The organism is Ferrimonas sp. (genome assembly GCF_048263965.1).
Taxonomy (GTDB): Bacteria; Pseudomonadota; Gammaproteobacteria; order Enterobacterales; family Shewanellaceae; genus Ferrimonas.
This window is the reverse complement of the sequence record NZ_JBLXDO010000030.1, coordinates 13,345-30,093: the sequence shown is the minus strand read 5'-3', so window position 1 is coordinate 30,093 and position 16,749 is coordinate 13,345. Positions and strand designations below refer to the sequence as shown.

Sequence of the window (16,749 nt, the reverse complement as noted above, 5' to 3'; positions counted from 1 at the left end):
GTTAATTGCTCGACTCCGATATTGGGCCAGGCGCTTGTCCTGGCTTTTGCTGCTGGTGACCGCCGGCAGCCATGCCTCACCCTGGCTGAGCAGCCGGCCTTTTCATCTAGTGATGCAAACTGAGATTGTGCGCCCCTTTGCTGCCGAAGTGCTGATCAGCCCCACAGACGCAACTGCCCTGATGTTTGCCTCTTCCAACAACGCCAGCCAGCAATTTGTCATCGGTTCATTGAGCAAGCAGATCACCGCCGCCCTGTTGCTGCGTCAGGTGGAGCAGGGCAGGGTAAGCCTGACCGATCGCCCAGAGCAGTACCTGCCTGAGCTGCCCGAAGAGTGGCAGGGACGCATTACCCTGGCACAGATGCTCAATCACACCAGTGGCATTGTCGCCCTGAGCAAGCCCTTGGCCGAGCAGCCCGGACAGTTCCGTTATTCCAACCTGGGTTACGATCTGCTGGGGCAGATCATCGAGAAAGTTGGCAAGCGCCCCTATTCCGAGCAGGTGATGGCGCTGTTTCGTCTGTGTGAGATGAGCCACAGCTTTGCGCCGGATCAGCGGCGCCCGCTGAGCAGTGCTGCCAACCTGGCGCCCGGACAGACAGAGCGACAGGATGGCACCCTGGTGGTGGTGGCGCAGTCACTGCCACAGGCGTCGGTGCCCAGTGGCGGCATCGTTTCCAGTGCGCCAGACCTGGCGGCCTGGAATCGCTGCCTGTATCAGTCGGACAGGGTGCTGGCAGACAACGGCCGCATGCTGATTCCCACTTCCACCCGCCAGCACCGCTGGGGCAAGCTTGGCTATGCAGCCGGGCTGCAGGTGGCTGAGACCGACGCGGGCCTCGAGTACAGCCACAGTGGCTATGTGCCAGGGTACATCGCCACCATGAGTTACTACCCGCAGCATCAGGTGACCCTGGTGATCCTGGAGAATGTCTCCTGGTACCCGGGAAACATGCTGCGGGTCTTCGGTATTCATGACCGGCTTCGCAACGAGCTGATTCGTCAGCTGGCCAATAAATTCATATCTGAGGAGCAGGGCTGAGGCAATTGAGTGCTTTAGACACCCCCTGTACCGAGATTTTCCCCTTGGAGCATTAGTATCTATGAGTCGTCTCTATCGAGTGGCTGAAGCGCTGCTCTGTGGTCAAGGCTATCTGCTGGTAGCATGGCTCTATCTGCATATCGTGCTTTCGCCCACGCTGTTATGCCTTCTTCTGTTGCTGCTCGGTGCCTCTGTGGTCGAGCAGTTTCCCTCTATGACCCTGGTGTATGGGGTGGGCGGCGCCGGTGCCTTGGCGGGGTTGTTTTGGGCCGAGCGTATTCGGCGGACTCTGGGCATCATCAACTTTCATGCCTATCTGCTTTCTACTCCGGAGATCGATGGTTGGCGTGATGGTCAGGGACGGAAACTGACCCGGTCATCTTGGTCAGATCGCGCTAAGGGGCAGCATGGCCAGCCGTGAGATCATCGTCGTGCCCTATTGCCGGGCCTGGCCGGTGCAGTTTCAGCAGGAAGCTGACAGCATCACCGCGCTTCTGAGGTTGGGTGGGGCCAGGTTGCACCACATTGGCAGTACGGCCGTCCCCGCACTGGCGGCCAAGCCGGTGATCGACATGCTGATGCAGGTACCCTCTCTTACCGAGCTGGATGAAGTCAGCCACAGGCTGGAGGCGTTGGGGTATCTGGCGAAAGGGGAGTTTGGCATTAGCGGACGACGCTACTTTCAGAAGGGCGGAGCACAGCGCAGTCACCACCTGCACTGCTATCAAGTCGGCAGCCCCGACATTGGTCGTCACCTGGCGTTTCGGGACTACCTGCGGGCTCACCCGGATGTGGCCAGAGCGTATGGTGACATCAAGTTAGAGGCGGCGGCGATGTGCCAATACGACATCCAGCGTTACATGAGCCATAAGAACGACTTTATCCAGCGTCATGAAGCTCTGGCGCTCATCTGGTATGGCTCGGCCAGCTGAGGCTCCCCAGGCTTGATCGTCAGAACGGCTCCTTGATGAAGGGGTAGTCGGCAATGGATGCCTTATCGTCATACTCTCCGTTGAGTAAGCGTTTACCCAGTTTCACCTTGTCTCTGTCCACCTCTTCATAGGGGAACTGGCTGAGGAAGTGGGAGATGCAGTTGAGCCGGGCGCGTTTCTTATCGTCCGAACGAACGATGTGCCAGGGGGCGTGCTTGTTGTGGGTGGCGGCGAACATGGCGTCGCGGGCTCGGGAGTACTCATACCAGCGATGGTAGGACTCCAGGTCCATCGGGCTCAGCTTCCAGGTTTTTCTGGGGTCCTTGATGCGGGCCTTAAAGCGGCGCTCCTGCTCCTCCATGCTGATCTCAAACCAGTATTTGATGAGGATGATCCCCGAGTCGGCGATGGCGCGCTCGAAGATGGGGGTGTACTTCAGGAAGGTCTCGTATTGCTCCTGGGTGCAGAACTCCATCACCCGCTCCACCCCGGCCCGGTTGTACCAGCTGCGGTCAAACAGCACCACCTCGCCGGCGGCGGGGAAGTGAGGAACATAGCGCTGGGCAAACCACTCGCTCTTCTCCCGCTCGGTGGGGGCGGGCAGGGCCACCACCCTGAATACCCTGGGGCTGACCCTGTCGGTGAAGCGTTTGATCGCTCCGCCTTTGCCTGCCGCGTCGCGCCCCTCAAACACCACCACCACCTTAAGCCCCTTCTCCTTAATCCAGTACTGAAGCTTCACCAGCTCGGCGTGCAACTGGTACAGCTCCTCTTCGTACTCCTCCCGGCTCATCTTGGGTTTGGGCTCATCATTCGAGGCTTTGCTGGTCGCTTTCTCTGTGGCCATGCTTGCTATCCTTTTCCTGTCTGGGCACTCGCAGCGCTTTCCTGCGCCAACCTATTGAGATTAAACCTTAATCAGTTCATTTTTCCACCCTTCTCCGTTTTTGCTTCTGGCCGGTGCTTATACTCATAGAAGGATTTACCGAGGTAGCTCCGGGGAGGAGTTCATGGTTAGGGGGCTGTTTTTTGACATCAGCGGCGTGCTGTACGACGGCCATCAGGCCATCGACGGTGCCGTGGCGGCGGTGGCCCGGGCTCAGGCCAGCAGCCTGGAGGTGCGCTTTCTCACCAACACCTCTCGCAAGACCCGGATGAAGGTGTTTGACGACCTGACCAAGCTGGGCTTCGACCTGACGCTGAATCAGATCATTACCGCCCCTTCAGCCGCCAAGGCGATGATTCTGGACAGGGGCTGGCGGCCTTTGTGTCTGGTTCACGAGCGGGTGATGGAAGAGTTCAGTGACCTGCCTCAAGATGATCCCAACGCCGTACTGCTGGCGGACGCGGCAGAGGGGTTCACCTATCAGGCCCTGAACCGGGCGTTTCGCCTGTGTCTCGAGGGCGCCCCGCTTATTGGTATAGGCATGAACCGCTATTTCAAACTCGATGGTCAGATGCATCTGGATGCGGGACCCTTTATACGAGCCCTGGAGTATGCGGCGGGCACCCAGGCCCTGATTGTCGGTAAACCTGCGCCCGCCTTCTTCTTGCAAGGGGTCTCGGAGACTGGGTTGTTGCCCGGGGAGGTGATGATGGTGGGAGACGATGTTCAGGGCGATGTGGAGGGGGCCATGGGGGCGGGCCTGTTGGCTTGCCTGGTTCAGACCGGCAAGTACCGCGACGGCGATGAAGCCCGCTCTGATCTGACTTTTCCCTGTGTCCCTTCTGTGGTCGACGCGGTGAATCTGGCACTCAAGCCGGCATAACAAAAAAAGAGGCCGCACGGGGCGGCCTGAAGATGAGAGTCAGGAGAGTTTATAGTTATTTGGATTCTGCTGTTTCGAGTTCAGCACGGCCCTGGTTCACTTTCTGGTGTAACCAGAGGCCAGTAGATTTCATCAGGAAGCCAAACAGGCCGCCGACCAGCAGGGCGGGCACCACGGCCATCCAGTCGCCGCCAGCGGCAAAGGTGGCGCAGCAGCCGACAAAGGTGCCGGGGATGTAACCCAACCAGCTCTGCTTGGCTTGAACACACATCAGGGTGGCAACCACACCAGTAATCACATAACCCACCACTTCGGCTCCTGCGATTGTGGAGAGCTGAATGATCACCATGGCCCAGAACACACCACTCATATTGGTGATCATGCTGGTTGCCAGCCCTTTGACGCCATCCTGGGGGGAGGCGAAGTAGCTGGTACAGCCAAGAAAGCCAGCCCAGGTCAGCAGACCCAGGGTCACGGATACCCAGCCCCACAGGGCAGACAGGATCCCGGTTGTGATTGCGATGGCCACCAATACAGACATGAAAGTTCACTACCTTTGTCTAGGAAAGGTAACGCAGTGTAGCGAACCAGGCTCCATTTGCTAGTGATCGTGATCACATTAAGCCGCCTTTGTAGCGTTTTTTTGATCCAAGTATTGGTGCTTGTGTGACCTTGGTGAAAAAAAATTACATGGGACGCAGAGGCTTATGAAGTGGCGCCATCTCAATCAGGCCGCGGAATTCTGAAGCCGGTGGAGAGCGCCGATGTGTGAAGCCGGATCGGAAACAAAATCCCCGCCAATGTTAAAATGCTGTTAGTTAATCAAGGGGTTAAAGAGGAATCTATGAGGCTACTTTTGACATTGCTGTTGTCTCTGTTGGTCACCGGCATGGCAGGAACTGCGTCGGCCGCCGATGATGGCATGGCGCCCTTGGAGAAGCCGACTACTCAGGTGTTTAACAACAAGCGGCGGTCCAACGAGCCACAGGTCTTGTACAACAACAAGTTCTGGCGCTGCAGCCGCTATCGTTCTGACGGCAGCTGCGTGTCGGTGGAGGAGGTGCCCGAGGACGAGGTGACCCTGTTTGATGGTTTGGTAAAACCCAAAGATAAGGCTCCAAAGAAATCCCGGAAAATCGGTGAACCCAGTGATACTCCCTGCGCCTGTGTCTTCAACAATAAGCGGATGTGGAACCCTGAGAAGGTTCTCTGGAATGACCAGCATTGGCGTTGTACCCACTATCGGGATGATGGCACCTGCAGCGGCGTGGAAGTGATTCCTCCGAAAGAGCTGGAGTTGATGAAGCAGGAGGAGGAAGCCAAGAAAGCCAAGGAGCTGGCCAGCCAGGACAAGCCCACCCCCGGCGTATTCCATAAGAAGAACAGTATGTGGACGCCCGAGAAGGTGAGGTTTAAAGACAAGGAGTGGCAGTGTGCCTCCTACAGTGATGACGGTCTCTGCCTTGGAGTGGAGGAGGTGGTGGAGCAGCCTGAACCGGAATCCGTCTCTTTAGAGTTTGATGGCATCGATTTTGCCAAGTTAAGCCCCTTTTTTAGCTGTGAGGCGTTTGGAGAGCGTCAGATGCGTGAAAAATTAACCCTGGCTGAGTTCGACCGGTTCCTGGCGATGGCCAAAGAGCGCGAGATGTGGAATGAGACTGACATCCAGGCGATCCGGTCAGACAAGATCATGATAGGGATGAGCCCCTGCGGTGTCATGTCCCTGATGGGGTACCCCAAAATGGCGGGTGGTGATGCGATGGGGGGATATGCAGAGGGCTGGTCAGAGTATCACTATAAGGGCGACGTGATGATTGTGAACTTTCTCGATTACCTGGTTACCGAATTTCGGGATGTGGGGGATGTGCAGTGATTGAAAGGGCATTGTTGTGAGCCATCGAGTGGTGGCCAGGGCTCTGGTGCCGTGTGATTGCGGCAACGACGGGTTGATTCGGGTGGACCTGCTGGATCATGGGGTGAGTCTGGATTGCTACTGCCTGGGCAGCGAAGAGCAGATAAGCCGCGCCTTTCCCCTGGAGCAGGAGCGCCGCGCCCGGCTGACTCTGTGGCACGGTGAGGTGCTTCCCACAGAGGAGCGGGAACGCGCCCTTGGGCCGCGCATCACCGGGGTCTATTTGGGTGCCAGGCTGAACAGTGACGGCGATGTGGAGTACCTCATCGATTCCGTCATACCGGTAAAAACCGACAACGAGCTGGGTGATTTCCAGATCCCCGCCGCCGAAGGGGACTGGGTTCAGTGTCGGGGTCAGTGGGTGATCGATCTCTGTGAATATTGAATCGGTAAGAAGCGCCGTGCTTGGCCTGGCTTTGTTGAGTTCGCCGTCGGTGCTGGCGGACTGGTCCTGCTCCAATGACTTTGAGTCCAGCTGCAGCGGTGACGGTTGTGTACTGCTCCAGGGAGAGGATTTTACCCCCCTTAGCATCAGTGTGTCGGATGCCGGTGAACTGACTGTGTGCGCCTACACCGGTTGCTGGCAGGGGCAGGGCAGGGTGCTGGCGCGCTCTCCTTTTCTGGTGGTGTTGGGGGAACAGCTCGAGTGGAACCATCCTGGTCAGGATAATCCGGTGGATCTGTTGCTCAGCATCAATCTTGTTAAGAGCACCGGGGCGCTGAGCTCCCCTCATTTTGATCAACCCCTTTACTGCAAGGGCCGCCCTGGTCCCTAGACCCCCTCTATCTCCTGTCGGGACAGGGGCCGGCACTGGCCCTCGGCCAGTTGCGGCTCCAGGGCGATGTTGCCCATCTGCTCCCGGTGCAGGGCCACCACAGGGTTGTGGTACAGGGCGAACATGCGCTTCACCTGGTGGTGCATCCCCTCGTAGATGGTCAGCCTGGCCTGGTTGCTTGAGAGCTGTTGCAGCTGGGCCGGCGCCGTCGTCACGCCCTCTTTCTCAAACCAGACTCCCTTGGCAAAGCGGTCCCTGGCCTCATTGGCGATGGGCTGCTCCGTGGTCACCAGATAGGTTTTGGGGATCTTCTGCTCCGGACGGGTTAACGCCTTGGACCAGGCGCCGTCGTTGGTCAGCAGCAGCAGGCCGGTGGTGGCCCGGTCCAGGCGTCCCGCCAGGTGAACATCGCTGGTGTCCAGTTGGGGATATTGGGCCTTAACCAGGTCGATGGCGGTGGTGTGCTCCCTGTCCTTGGTGGCACTGAGCACGCCGGCCGGTTTGTGCATCAGCAGGTAGAGCGGGGTGTCGTGGGGCAGCAGCTTGCCGTCAACCTGGATGCGGCTGAAGCGGTTGATCACAACCTCCCCCTGAGCGCAGGGGCTATTGTCCAGGGCAACCTGGCCACTCTCTAGCCAGAGTTTCACCTGCTTGTTGCTAACTCTCAGGGCTTTACTGAGGTATCTGTCCAGTCGCATCGTTGACTCCAAATCGGGGTGGACAATGGTACACCCAAGGGAAAAAACGCCCAAATGGATTGATCGGGATCAGGGTTGATTGACCTATCCCCCGGACGGGGGATGAACCTGTTTTTCCTTGCGAGTATCAATGGGGTGACTAGCAGGAGGTAAGTATGAAAAAACAACATGGATTCAACCAATTTCTGATACTGGCCGCCGCCGCAGCCCTGATGGGCGGATGTGGCAGCGATTCCGATTCCGACCCCAAGCCCCCGATTGAGCCCGATGTGCTGACCGGTGTGTTTGTGGACAGCCCGGTTGGCGGGCTGACCTTTGCCACCGACACTCAGGGCGGTACCACCAATGCTGCCGGTGAGTTCCTGTACGTTGCCGGGGAGCAGGTGCAGTTCAGCCTGGGGGGAACCCAGTTCCCGGCGGTGGCCGGTGGCGAGCAGGTGACCCCATTGGACCTGTTTGATACGGACGACCCCACCACCCAGGCGGTGGTGAATACCCTGAGGTTACTGCAATCTCTGGATGAAGACGGCAACCCGGACAACGGCATCAGCATCCCAGCAGCGGTGGTCACCGCCCTGGGTGAGGTGACCATTGATGTCACCGGTGACCAGTTTGAGACTCAGATGACCGGCGCCATGGAGACGGCGGGCCTGGACGTTGAAGATCTGGTCAGCGAAGAGGAGGCCCTCGACCACTTCGATGAGACCGTCAACCCGGGCTTTAGCGACATGGACCTGAACGGCAAGTGGGTCTCCATGGAGTGGCTGACACCCAGATATGGTTTCTACAACGCCGACTACATGGACTACCGCCTGGCCAATTGGGCCATAGCCGACGCCACCCTGACCGTGGATGAGTTTACCTTGAGCGGTGAGCAGTACGATCCGGAGAGCTACGCCGTTGCCATTGATGCCCAGGGTAAGGTTCAGTTTGAGGACGATGAAGAGCTGGCCCAGATGGACACCGGTGAGCAGATGCTGCTCTGGTATGCCGGCGAAGAGGAGCGCCAGCGCATTGCGGTCGCACTGAAGCAGGCTGAGTCCTATGAACTGGCTGACCTTCAGGGCGAATGGTTCGTCGGTAGCCTGTATACCCCGGCCCACAAGGTGGGGGACCCTGCCCAGTATGGCTTCGGTGTTTATCACCTGGACATCGACGACAAGGGCGCGGTGAATTTCCGGGACATTGGTGGCACCGACAATGACGCGACCGACCAGTTCCCCATGGGGCTGGATGCCACCGGCCGAGTCCTGGATGAGGAGGAGGGCTACATCCAGCTGTCCGCCAACAAGGACGTCATCATGCAGGTGGCGGTTTGGGACGGCGTTGAGCAGGAACTGATGCTGGGCGTGAAGCAGCCTGACGAGCTGGGACTGGCGGGTCTGGAAGGCCGTTGGTACAGCGTAACCATCACTGTTCCTGCGTCAGAGAACGACGCCTACGCCTTCAACTACAGCCTGGACGAGGTGGTGTTTGACGCCGAGGGCAACAGCAGCTGGCATCAGAAGGCTACGGACGATCCCGAAGCGGACCTGGAGATTGTCGACACCATGAAACTGACCCTGGCTGACGGCATGATCAAGGATGAGTACAACGGCTACTGGCTGGTTAACGCCTCCTATGATGTGGCCATCAACCTCTACCCCGAGGATGACGGTGCCTATGTGTATGCCCTGCTGGTGCGTATGGAAAAATAGTTGCGTAGTCTGCTAGTACCAAAGGGCGTCGGGCCTTGTGCCCCTCGCCCTTTTTTTACCTCTGACAGTGGTGAATCAGTCTGAGACACTGAGCTTGCTACCGCTTAACGTCCGGGGCGAAAAGCTCGTACTTGACCCAGTTGACCCCATCCTCGGCAAACGCGCCGCAGCGGGTCATGCCCAGTTTGTTGATCACGGCGTGGGAGGCCTGGTTGTCCTCCATGGCGCGGGCAACGACCCTGTCCAGTTGATATCGTTCGAAGGCAAGCTTTAGAGTCGCGAGGGAGGACTCCAACGCGTAGCCCTTGCGCCAGTGCTTGCGCATAAACCGGAAACCGATGTCCACTTCACCACCGGGCTCCGCCCTTCGAAGGCCACAAAACCCCAGGTATTCCCCGGTCTCTTTCAGGTACACCGACCAGCGGCCAAAGCCGTTTAACTGATACTGGGTGTAGTCGTTGATAAAGGCCGCAACTTGGCCTCTGTCTTTAAAGGGCTTATCGCCGGTGTACTTCAGTACAACCGGGTCGTTATTCAGCTCAAAAAAGCCGTCCACATCCTCCAAGCAAAACCGCTTGAGGGTCAGCCTCTCTGTTTCCAACTCGATCACTGCCGTCTTTCCTGCGAGACCCTATCCCAAAGAGACCACTAAAGCGCAACTGGGGGGCAGATTCAAGGCAAAGGGAGAATGCCGAGTTCAGGCGAAGCATGTTTCCCGCAACTGGCTGAGGAGGTGGTTCTGGTGGCGGCTGTCGGTTTTGTGGAGCAGGGACTTAATCTGGCTTTTCACCGTCTCCTTGCTGACGCCCCGGTGACGGGCGATTTCGCTGCCGTCCATCCCCTGAGCCAACAGTTGCAGCACCTGGCATTCGGCGTGGGTGAGCCCTTCCGGCAGAGCGGGGAAGCTCAGCTGAGGATTGAGCTTGGGGGCCAGCCTCAGTTGTGCCCAGGGCAGCAGGGCGGCGCCCACACACTGCAGGGTGTGCTCAATCCCCTTGGGAAACGGTGTACGCCGGCGATGACAGGAGAGACCCAGTTGACGGCCGTTGACCAGCGGCAGCAGCAGGCCCATGGAGTAGAGATAATCAAAGTGAGGGGCGAAGCGATCCAGGAAGCCGTCCTCCTCCGCCTTGGGGCGGGGCAACAGTTCCTGCAGGCAGACCGCATGACCGAACTGGTTCTGCTCGATGTAGGTATGCAGGTAGCGGTCCTCCTTGCTGTGACTGGCCATAAAGGCCAATGAGCGCTGGGATAGACCGGCGGCAAAGCTTTGTGGTTGCCCGGTCTGGGGATCCACCAGAAACAGCAGGCTGCTGTCCGCCTGAAGAAGGTGAGTCAGCTTGTCCAGGGCGTGACACAGGGCGTCATCGCTGTCTGCCTGACACAGTTCGTTGATCCAGTAGTAGAGGGGCTGCCAATCCATAGATTCTCCTTATCACATAAAGTGTAAAGGACGGAAACTGCTCGGATTTTGACCTGGGTCAGGGTGTTAACCAATTGTTGCGAGCGGAGGGGTGAAGACGCCTCCCGAAGGAGGCGCCTGAATGGGTGAGTCCGGTTAGTGCTGCTTAGGGGCGAACCTCTGGTAGAGGGTGGGCAGTACCAGCAGGGTCAGGGCGGTAGAGCTGACCAGGCCGCCGATGATCACCATGGCCAGGGGACGCTGGACCTCGGAACCGATGCCGGTGGAGAGGATCACCGGCAGCAGTCCCAGGGCCGAGGTCAGGGCGGTCATCAGCACCGGCCGCAGCCGGCTGATTGCCCCTTCGAAAGCGGCTTGGGCCACGCTCTCGCCAGCGGCCACCCTCTGATTGATGGCGTCCACCAGCACCACACCGTTGAGCACCGCCACCCCAAACAGGGTGATGAAGCCGATGGAGCTGGGGACCGACAGGTAGGTGCCGCTGAGATAGAGCGCCAGCACCCCGCCAATCAGTGCCAGGGGCACATTGGCCATGATCAGCAGTGCCTGACTGATGGAGCCGAAGCTGAAGTAGAGCAGCAGGGCGATCAGGGCCACCGACAGCGGCACGACGATGGCCAGTCGCTGCTGGGCCCGTTGCTGGCTCTCATACTGGCCACCGACCTTGACCCCGTAACCGGCGGGCAGCTGGGCGTTGTCGGCGACGGTCTGGTAGATGTCGGTCACCACCGAGCCCATGTCCCGGCCCGAGACGTTGGCCTGAATGACGACTCGTCTTTGTACATCATCACGGCGGATGTTGGGCGGGGCACTCTCCATGCCAATCTCGGCCACATCACCCAGGCGCACCTGGCTGCCATCCGGGGCGTAGATCAGCAGGTCGGCCAGCTTCTCCGGGCTGCTGCGATACTGCTCGGCGAAGCGCAGCTGGATGTCGTAGCGGGCGTTGCCGTCGATCACCTGGCCCGCCTCTCGGCCGCCGATGCCGTCGGACACCAGTTGCAACACGCTGTCGACGCTGATGCCATAACGGGCCAGTTTGGCCCGATCAGGGCGCACCACCAACTGCAGCTCACCCTGGATCTGCTCCATGGCCACACCCACGGCACCGTCCACCTGCTTCACCAGCTCCTCAATCTGCTTACCTTTGCTGGCCAGCACCTCCAGGTCCGGGCCAAACAGCTTGATGGCCAACTGGGCACGAACACCGGAGAGCAGCTCATCCACCCGGGTGGCGATGGGCTGGCTGAAGGTAAACAGCAGTCCGGGGAACAGGGAGAGTTTCTCCTCCATCTTCTGTTGCAGTTCGAAGCGGTCGCCGGCGGAGGTCCACTGGTCGATGGGTTTCAGGCCCACATAGATCTCGATGTTGCTGATGGGCTCGGGGTCGCCGCCGAGCTCGGCGGCGCCGATGCGGCTGAGGGCATACTCCACTTCGGGGAACTGAAGCAGGATCTGCTCCAGCTTGGGGGCCACCGCCAGGCTGGTCTCCAGGTTGGCGGTGGGGGCCAGGGTCACCCGGATGTTGATGGTGCCCTCCTCAAGCTCAGGCACAAACTCGGTGCCCAGTTCAGGCACCAGGCTGAGGGTGGCTATCAGGGCCAGCAGGGCTGAGATGATCACCGCCTTGGGCCGGTGGATGATCTTGCCAAGCAGGGTGCGGTAGCCCTTCTCCAGTGGCGTCACCAGGGGGCTGGGACGGAAGCTGACGCCCCGTCTGAAGGCGAGGGTGGCTAGGGCGGGCACCACAAAAAGCGCCACCACCAGGGCGGCCAGCATCGCCAGGATGATGCTCACTGCCATGGGCTGGAACATCTTGCCCTCCACCCCTTGCAGGGTGAACAGCGGGGCAAACACTACGATGATGATGCTGGTGGCAAAAAACACCGGGCTGGCGACCTCCTGGGCGGCGGCCTTGATGCGCATGGCAATGCCCTGATGGTCGTCACTGGCATGATGAGGATCGGCCTCATCGCTGCGGGCCTGCGCCTCGCCCAGGTGGCGGCGATCCGGCTGACTCAGGTGTTTGAAGATGTTCTCCACCATCACCACCGAGCCGTCCACCAGCATGCCGATGGCCACTGCCAGACCGCCCAGGGACATCAGGTTGGCCGACAGGTTGAAGTAGGCCATGATCATCAGGGCGATGCCGATGGCCACCGGAATGGAGAGCAGCACCAGCACCGTGGCGCGCAGATTCAGCAGGAACAGCGCCAAGATGACGATGATCAGCGCAAAGGCGATCAGCAGGGCATCGGTTACCGTTTTCACCGCCTTGGCCACCAGATCGGCGTTGTCGTAGTAGGGCTCGAAGGTCACGCCCTCGGGCAGGGCCTGTTGGATCAGGGGCTCACGCAGTTTGATGTCGTCGATGGTGGCCTTGGTGTTGGCCCCCATCCGCTTGAGCACCACTCCGGAGACCACTTCGCCCAGGGGCTGGGGCACGCCCTGAGCATCCCGGCGGGTCATGGAGACCGCACCGACGCGGATCTCCGAGCCATAGCCGACCTCGGCGATGTCGCCGATGGTCACCGGGGTGCCATCGATGGCTTTGAGTGGCAGCAGCCGAATCGCCTGAAGCCCTGCATCCCCGGCGGGGATAAAGCCGTAGCCACGGACCACGAACTGCTCCTGTCCCCGTGGCATAAACCAGCCGCCGGTATTGCGGTTGTTGGCCTCCAGAGTCTGCTGGACATCCTCCAGGGTCAGCTCATAGGACTGCATCTTGTTGGGATTCAGCTGCACCTGATACTGGCGCACTTCGCCGCCGAAGGAGAGCACCGAGGTGACCCCGTCCACCGGCATCAGCATCAGCTTCACCAGATAGTCGTTAAGGCCACGCAGCGCCATGGCATCGAAGCCGCTGCCGGGCTCGGCGCGCAGCAGGTACTGATACACCTGGCCCAGACCCGAGGTGTTGGGGCCCATCTCTGGTGTGCCGACGCCCTGGGGAATGTTCTCCTGGGCCGCCTGCAACTGCTCAAACACCTGCTGGCGGGCAAAGTAGATGTCGGTTCCCTCCTCGAACACCACAGTCACTATGGAGAGGCCGGTGCGTGACAGGGAGCGCACTTCGGTGACGCCGGGCAGGGAGTACATGGAGGCTTCGATGGGGTAGGTGATCAGCTGCTCCACCTCTTCCGAGGCCAGGCCCTCCGCCTGGGTGTTCACCGTGACCTGGACGTTGGTGACGTCCGGGAAGGCATCCAGGTTGAGCCTGGGTAGCATAAAGGCTGCCGCCACCAGGGTGGTCAGCAGCAGTATTAAAACAATCAGCCGGTTACGAACCGCTGATGCGATCAATGAGTTCAGCATACGCGGTCCTGTTAGTGGTTGTGGATCTCAAAGCCAGACTTGGCCTGTTCAGAGGCGAGGAAGAAAGCGCCTTGCACCGCCACCTGACTGCCGGGCTGGATGCCGCTGACCAGGTTCATCCCCTCCAGGGTGCTGAGTACCTGCACCTCGGTGGCGCGGTAGCGTTCGCCGTCATAGAGGTAGACCATCCAGTCACCGTCCGGGCTGCGCGCCAGAGCAGTATCCGGCAACACGATGCCGCGGCGCTGGCTCTGACTGAGGTAGGCGGTGGCAAACTGGCCCGCATGGAGGCGGTGATCCGGGTTGGCCAGCTCCAGGCGCACCGATTCGGTGCGGGTCCGGGGATCCAACTGGTGGTCCCGGCCGATCACCTGTGCCTGCACCAGTTGGTCATCCACCCTCAGGGTGACGCCTTTGCCTATGGTCACTAGGGCAGACTGGCTGGGGGTCACCTGAGCCTTGGCCCACAGGGTGTGTTCGTTGGCCAGTACCATCAGGGTGCTCAGCGCCGGCTGGTTCTGCTGCATCACTGAGTTGTCCTGCTGTACCGTACCGGCGTGGGGGGCCAGCAGAGTGAACTGGCCGAGACGGTTTTCCTGTTGATCCAGGGCATCGATCTGGGACTGGGTCATCCCCAGGGCCAGCAGATCCTGCAGGCTGGTTTCCAGATCGATTCGGGCCTGCTGATAGCGGCTGGCGGAGACCGCCTGCTTGCCCAGAGACTTGACCCGGCGCCACTCGGCCAGGGCCAGCAGGTGTCTGCCCTGGGTGTTGGCAATGGCACTGGAGGCCAGGGTCAGCAGCTTGGTGCCCCGCTCAACCTCCTGGCCCGGAGCGACATGGCGGGCGATCACCCGGGCATCCACCGGCAGTGACAGGGCACTGGTTTGGTTGGGGTTGGCCAGTAGCTGCGCTGGCAGGGGATGCTGAAAGTCCAGGCTGGTCTCGGTCACCGTCGCTACTTCGATGCCGGCAATGGCACTCTGGGCAGGGCTGAGCAGCAGCCCCTCCTCATGCTCTTCATTTTCATCATGGTCGTGTTCGCCGGACTCATGGGCGTGCCCCGGCCCCTCGGACCGGTGATCATGGCCCTCTTCGGCAATGCCGTGGTCATGGTCATCCAGGTCCAGTTCGATGCGGGACAGGTCAGTGCTGACCTGGGGCTTATGGTCATGATCGTCACTGGCCAGGGCGGGCGTCTGGGTAAAGGCCAGCAGCAGGGCGGTCATCAGGGGAGTCAGTGTTTTGCGGTTCATGGTGCAGTTCCTCAAATTCAGTGTGTCTGGGCCTGGTCAATAAGCCAGGTCTCCAGTTCGCCGCGCTGGGCCATCATCTCGATCCACAGGGCACTTTGCTCCGCCGCCAGTTCGGCGCCGGTGGCCAGGGTGTCGGTCAGCTGCTGCTGGGATTGCAGGTACTGACCGGTGGGCATCTCGCCGCCACGCCATAGGGCCTGCATCAATGTCTGGCTGCTTTTCAGCGAATCCCGGGTCAACTGCTGCCAGCTTAAGTAGCCTTGAGCGACCGCCTGGTAGCGCTCGGCCAGCGACGCCAGGGTGATCTCCAGGGTGCGGGAGTCGTTGAGGAACTGGGTTTCGGCGACCACGATCGCCTGGCTAGCCTGGGCGATTTCCCCTTGGTAGCGGTTGCGAACATTGAGGGGCACGGAGACCCCCAGCTGCAGGCTGCTGTCGTCGCCATCGGTCTTGGCACCTATGGAGAGGGTGGGGTCCGCCATGCCCTCGGTTCGGGCCAGATCCAGGCCGGCGCGGGCCGCCAACACCTGCTGGTAGGCGCCCTTGAGCGCGGGAAGCTGTGGCGTAACCTCGGTGGAGGGCAGGGTAAGGCCCGCCGACCAGGCGGGGAGCGTCAGCTTAGGATTGCCACCGGAAAGCCTGACCTGTGCCTTGGCCTGGGCCAGGGCCTGCAGGGCATCGGCGTGGTCGCCTGTGACCCGGGCCAGCTCCAGGGTGATCAGCTGCCGGTCCAAAGGTGCCAGTTCACCCACCTGAACCATGCGCTCGGCCAGGGTCAACATGCTTTGGGTGCGCTGCTTCTGCTCGGTGGCGTAGCGGGTCAGGGTTTGAGCTTGATTGAGATTGATCCAGCCGGTGAGCAGCCTGGCCAGTGCCAGGTTGCGACCCTGGTGATACTGAGCCTGGGCCTGGAGCTCGGTAAGCTGAGCCATTCGGGTGCGGTAGCCCCGTTTGTCAGACCAGTCGAGGGTCTGGGACAGCCCCAGAGTGAACTCCTCTTTGGCGGCTGAGGCGCCAATACCCTCCACGTCGAGGGAGAGATCGGGGTTGTAGAGGGCCTGATCGGCGGTGTCGACGGCCAGGCCTGAAAGCTCAAGTTCGGCTTGCTGGGCCTGAATCTCGGGCAGTGCCTCGAGGCTGTCCAGTGCCTGCTGGGCAAACTCGGACCAGGGGGTGGCCTGAACACCTTGAACGGTGCACAGGCCCACTGCCATCAGGGCAGTGCGGATGGTTGTGTGCATAGGGATAAGATCCTGCGACAAATTGATGATCAAATTGACTTAAGGGCCAGTCGCAGTGGGGCTCGGGCAGACCAAAGTTGGCATACAACCACGGGGCCACGGACGAAAGAGTCAGTGACGCCGATGGGCAATCTGGGTCTTGGGAGCGCCTGCGCTGGCAGAGGCAGGATCAGGCGATTGGGGGTCTGAGCAGCTCGTTGGGCCTAGGGTCTGGGTAGCCCCGCAGGTAGAGGTAGTGCTGAGTCTGGGGGCCGGAGTCCGGCGTTGCCGAGGTCACGGCAATGGCCAGGTGGCCGGCATGACAGTGATGATGCAGACAGGTCTCCCCGTCTGAATGGCTGTGCTCCTGGGTCTCATCGTGATCGCCATCGTGGTGATGGCTGCCAGTATCGAAGTGAAATTCGATGCTTTGCAGATCAGCGCCGATATGCACATGACGCCCCTCCAGCACCGCGTTGGCGGTCTGGCTCAGCAGGGTCAAAACCATGAGCAGGATCAGTCGTTTCATTCCAGGGTCAGCGGTCCAAGATCGGTAACAGCCAGAAAATGCTATCAGCAAACCGGGGCCCGGGAATAGGAGTATTTTGCTTCTGGGCGGGAGTTGGTTCACAGAATCGCCGTCTATGGGTCATTGACGTTTTTTCAACGCCTTCTGGGAGAGACTGACCCTGTGAATGAATAACAGGGG

Annotated in this window: 17 protein-coding genes; 8 read left to right on the top strand and 9 right to left on the bottom strand. The window is 60.2% G+C overall.

Annotated elements, in window-relative coordinates; all coding sequences use genetic code 11:
* Positions 1-112: 112 nt before the first annotated feature.
* The 3 genes from ACN0RV_RS18390 (at position 113) to ACN0RV_RS18380 (ending at position 1,974) form a co-directional block, all read left to right on the top strand.
* The gene (locus tag ACN0RV_RS18390; RefSeq protein WP_417349930.1) at positions 113-1,042 is read left to right on the top strand and encodes a serine hydrolase domain-containing protein; all 930 of its coding nucleotides are present in this window, start codon (positions 113-115) and stop codon (positions 1,040-1,042) included.
* 61 nt (positions 1,043-1,103) lie between these two features.
* Positions 1,104-1,463 (top strand): hypothetical protein, encoded by a 360-nt coding sequence (locus tag ACN0RV_RS18385; protein WP_417349928.1) that lies wholly within the window; start codon positions 1,104-1,106, stop codon positions 1,461-1,463.
* The gene (locus ACN0RV_RS18380) at positions 1,450-1,974 is read left to right on the top strand and encodes a GrpB family protein (RefSeq protein ID WP_417349926.1); all 525 of its coding nucleotides are present in this window, start codon (positions 1,450-1,452) and stop codon (positions 1,972-1,974) included. Before ACN0RV_RS18385 ends, ACN0RV_RS18380 begins: the two co-directional genes overlap by 14 nt.
* Positions 1,975-1,993: 19 nt before the next feature.
* On the opposite strand, the gene ppk2 is transcribed toward ACN0RV_RS18380, so the two are convergent.
* Positions 1,994-2,821 carry a polyphosphate kinase 2 gene (gene ppk2 / locus ACN0RV_RS18375; protein WP_417349924.1) on the bottom strand — a complete coding sequence of 276 codons (828 nt, stop codon included), beginning with the start codon at positions 2,819-2,821 and terminating at the stop codon, positions 1,994-1,996.
* A 163-nt stretch (positions 2,822-2,984) separates the two neighbouring features.
* Between ppk2 and ACN0RV_RS18370 the strand changes: the two genes are divergently transcribed.
* On the top strand, positions 2,985-3,743 hold the full coding sequence (locus ACN0RV_RS18370; RefSeq protein WP_417349922.1) for a TIGR01458 family HAD-type hydrolase: 759 nt from the start codon (positions 2,985-2,987) through the stop codon (positions 3,741-3,743).
* Between the two features lie 55 nt (positions 3,744-3,798).
* Here ACN0RV_RS18370 and ACN0RV_RS18365 read toward each other — a convergent pair whose 3' ends face one another.
* Positions 3,799-4,284: a DUF1097 domain-containing protein gene (locus ACN0RV_RS18365; protein WP_028109118.1), complete on the bottom strand. Its 486-nt coding sequence runs from the start codon at positions 4,282-4,284 to the stop codon at positions 3,799-3,801.
* Between the two features lie 303 nt (positions 4,285-4,587).
* Between ACN0RV_RS18365 and ACN0RV_RS18360 the strand changes: the two genes are divergently transcribed.
* From ACN0RV_RS18360 to ACN0RV_RS18350, 3 genes are read left to right on the top strand one after another with little or no spacing between them, the layout of a single operon-like run.
* On the top strand, positions 4,588-5,616 hold the full coding sequence (locus ACN0RV_RS18360; protein WP_417349920.1) for a hypothetical protein: 1,029 nt from the start codon (positions 4,588-4,590) through the stop codon (positions 5,614-5,616).
* 16 nt (positions 5,617-5,632) lie between these two features.
* The gene (locus ACN0RV_RS18355) at positions 5,633-6,040 is read left to right on the top strand and encodes a hypothetical protein (protein WP_417349919.1); all 408 of its coding nucleotides are present in this window, start codon (positions 5,633-5,635) and stop codon (positions 6,038-6,040) included.
* Complete coding sequence (locus ACN0RV_RS18350; protein ID WP_417349917.1) at positions 6,030-6,431, top strand: hypothetical protein; 402 nt, start codon at positions 6,030-6,032, stop codon at positions 6,429-6,431. Before ACN0RV_RS18355 ends, ACN0RV_RS18350 begins: the two co-directional genes overlap by 11 nt.
* Here the strand turns inward: ACN0RV_RS18350 and ACN0RV_RS18345 are convergent.
* Complete coding sequence (locus ACN0RV_RS18345) at positions 6,428-7,129, bottom strand: pseudouridine synthase (RefSeq protein ID WP_417349915.1); 702 nt, start codon at positions 7,127-7,129, stop codon at positions 6,428-6,430. The genes ACN0RV_RS18350 and ACN0RV_RS18345 overlap by 4 nt on opposite strands.
* Before the next feature lie 155 nt (positions 7,130-7,284).
* Here ACN0RV_RS18345 and ACN0RV_RS18340 point away from each other — a divergent pair, with 155 nt between their 5' ends.
* Positions 7,285-8,826 carry a hypothetical protein gene (locus ACN0RV_RS18340; RefSeq protein ID WP_417349914.1) on the top strand — a complete coding sequence of 514 codons (1,542 nt, stop codon included), beginning with the start codon at positions 7,285-7,287 and terminating at the stop codon, positions 8,824-8,826.
* A 97-nt stretch (positions 8,827-8,923) separates the two neighbouring features.
* On the opposite strand, the gene ACN0RV_RS18335 is transcribed toward ACN0RV_RS18340, so the two are convergent.
* The 6 genes from ACN0RV_RS18335 to ACN0RV_RS18310 all read right to left on the bottom strand — a co-directional run bounded on the left by ACN0RV_RS18335 (position 8,924) and on the right by ACN0RV_RS18310 (position 16,569).
* Positions 8,924-9,436: a GNAT family N-acetyltransferase gene (locus ACN0RV_RS18335; protein ID WP_417349912.1), complete on the bottom strand. Its 513-nt coding sequence runs from the start codon at positions 9,434-9,436 to the stop codon at positions 8,924-8,926.
* A gap of 87 nt (positions 9,437-9,523) precedes the next feature.
* Positions 9,524-10,249 (bottom strand): helix-turn-helix transcriptional regulator, encoded by a 726-nt coding sequence (locus ACN0RV_RS18330; RefSeq protein ID WP_417349910.1) that lies wholly within the window; start codon positions 10,247-10,249, stop codon positions 9,524-9,526.
* A 135-nt stretch (positions 10,250-10,384) separates the two neighbouring features.
* The gene (locus tag ACN0RV_RS18325; protein WP_417349908.1) at positions 10,385-13,564 is read right to left on the bottom strand and encodes an efflux RND transporter permease subunit; all 3,180 of its coding nucleotides are present in this window, start codon (positions 13,562-13,564) and stop codon (positions 10,385-10,387) included.
* An 11-nt stretch (positions 13,565-13,575) separates the two neighbouring features.
* On the bottom strand, positions 13,576-14,820 hold the full coding sequence (locus ACN0RV_RS18320; RefSeq protein ID WP_417349906.1) for an efflux RND transporter periplasmic adaptor subunit: 1,245 nt from the start codon (positions 14,818-14,820) through the stop codon (positions 13,576-13,578).
* Between the two features lie 17 nt (positions 14,821-14,837).
* Positions 14,838-16,061 (bottom strand): TolC family protein, encoded by a 1,224-nt coding sequence (locus ACN0RV_RS18315; protein ID WP_417349904.1) that lies wholly within the window; start codon positions 16,059-16,061, stop codon positions 14,838-14,840.
* A 169-nt stretch (positions 16,062-16,230) separates the two neighbouring features.
* Complete coding sequence (locus ACN0RV_RS18310) at positions 16,231-16,569, bottom strand: hypothetical protein (protein WP_417349902.1); 339 nt, start codon at positions 16,567-16,569, stop codon at positions 16,231-16,233.
* Positions 16,570-16,749 lie beyond the last annotated feature (180 nt).

What these genes read in the sequence shown, in the direction of transcription:
- ACN0RV_RS18390 (WP_417349930.1), top strand. Translation starts at nt 113, where the DNA reads ATGCAAACTGAGATTGTGCGCCCCTTTGCTGCCGAAGTGCTGATCAGC.
- ACN0RV_RS18385 (WP_417349928.1), top strand. Translation starts at nt 1,104, where the DNA reads ATGAGTCGTCTCTATCGAGTGGCTGAAGCGCTGCTCTGTGGTCAAGGC.
- ACN0RV_RS18380 (WP_417349926.1), top strand. Translation starts at nt 1,450, where the DNA reads ATGGCCAGCCGTGAGATCATCGTCGTGCCCTATTGCCGGGCCTGGCCG.
- ppk2 (WP_417349924.1), bottom strand. Translation starts at nt 2,821, where the DNA reads ATGGCCACAGAGAAAGCGACCAGCAAAGCCTCGAATGATGAGCCCAAA.
- ACN0RV_RS18370 (WP_417349922.1), top strand. Translation starts at nt 2,985, where the DNA reads ATGGTTAGGGGGCTGTTTTTTGACATCAGCGGCGTGCTGTACGACGGC.
- ACN0RV_RS18365 (WP_028109118.1), bottom strand. Translation starts at nt 4,284, where the DNA reads ATGTCTGTATTGGTGGCCATCGCAATCACAACCGGGATCCTGTCTGCC.
- ACN0RV_RS18360 (WP_417349920.1), top strand. Translation starts at nt 4,588, where the DNA reads ATGAGGCTACTTTTGACATTGCTGTTGTCTCTGTTGGTCACCGGCATG.
- ACN0RV_RS18345 (WP_417349915.1), bottom strand. Translation starts at nt 7,129, where the DNA reads ATGCGACTGGACAGATACCTCAGTAAAGCCCTGAGAGTTAGCAACAAG.
- ACN0RV_RS18340 (WP_417349914.1), top strand. Translation starts at nt 7,285, where the DNA reads ATGAAAAAACAACATGGATTCAACCAATTTCTGATACTGGCCGCCGCC.
- ACN0RV_RS18330 (WP_417349910.1), bottom strand. Translation starts at nt 10,249, where the DNA reads ATGGATTGGCAGCCCCTCTACTACTGGATCAACGAACTGTGTCAGGCA.
- ACN0RV_RS18325 (WP_417349908.1), bottom strand. Translation starts at nt 13,564, where the DNA reads ATGCTGAACTCATTGATCGCATCAGCGGTTCGTAACCGGCTGATTGTT.
- ACN0RV_RS18320 (WP_417349906.1), bottom strand. Translation starts at nt 14,820, where the DNA reads ATGAACCGCAAAACACTGACTCCCCTGATGACCGCCCTGCTGCTGGCC.
- ACN0RV_RS18315 (WP_417349904.1), bottom strand. Translation starts at nt 16,061, where the DNA reads ATGCACACAACCATCCGCACTGCCCTGATGGCAGTGGGCCTGTGCACC.
- ACN0RV_RS18310 (WP_417349902.1), bottom strand. Translation starts at nt 16,569, where the DNA reads ATGAAACGACTGATCCTGCTCATGGTTTTGACCCTGCTGAGCCAGACC.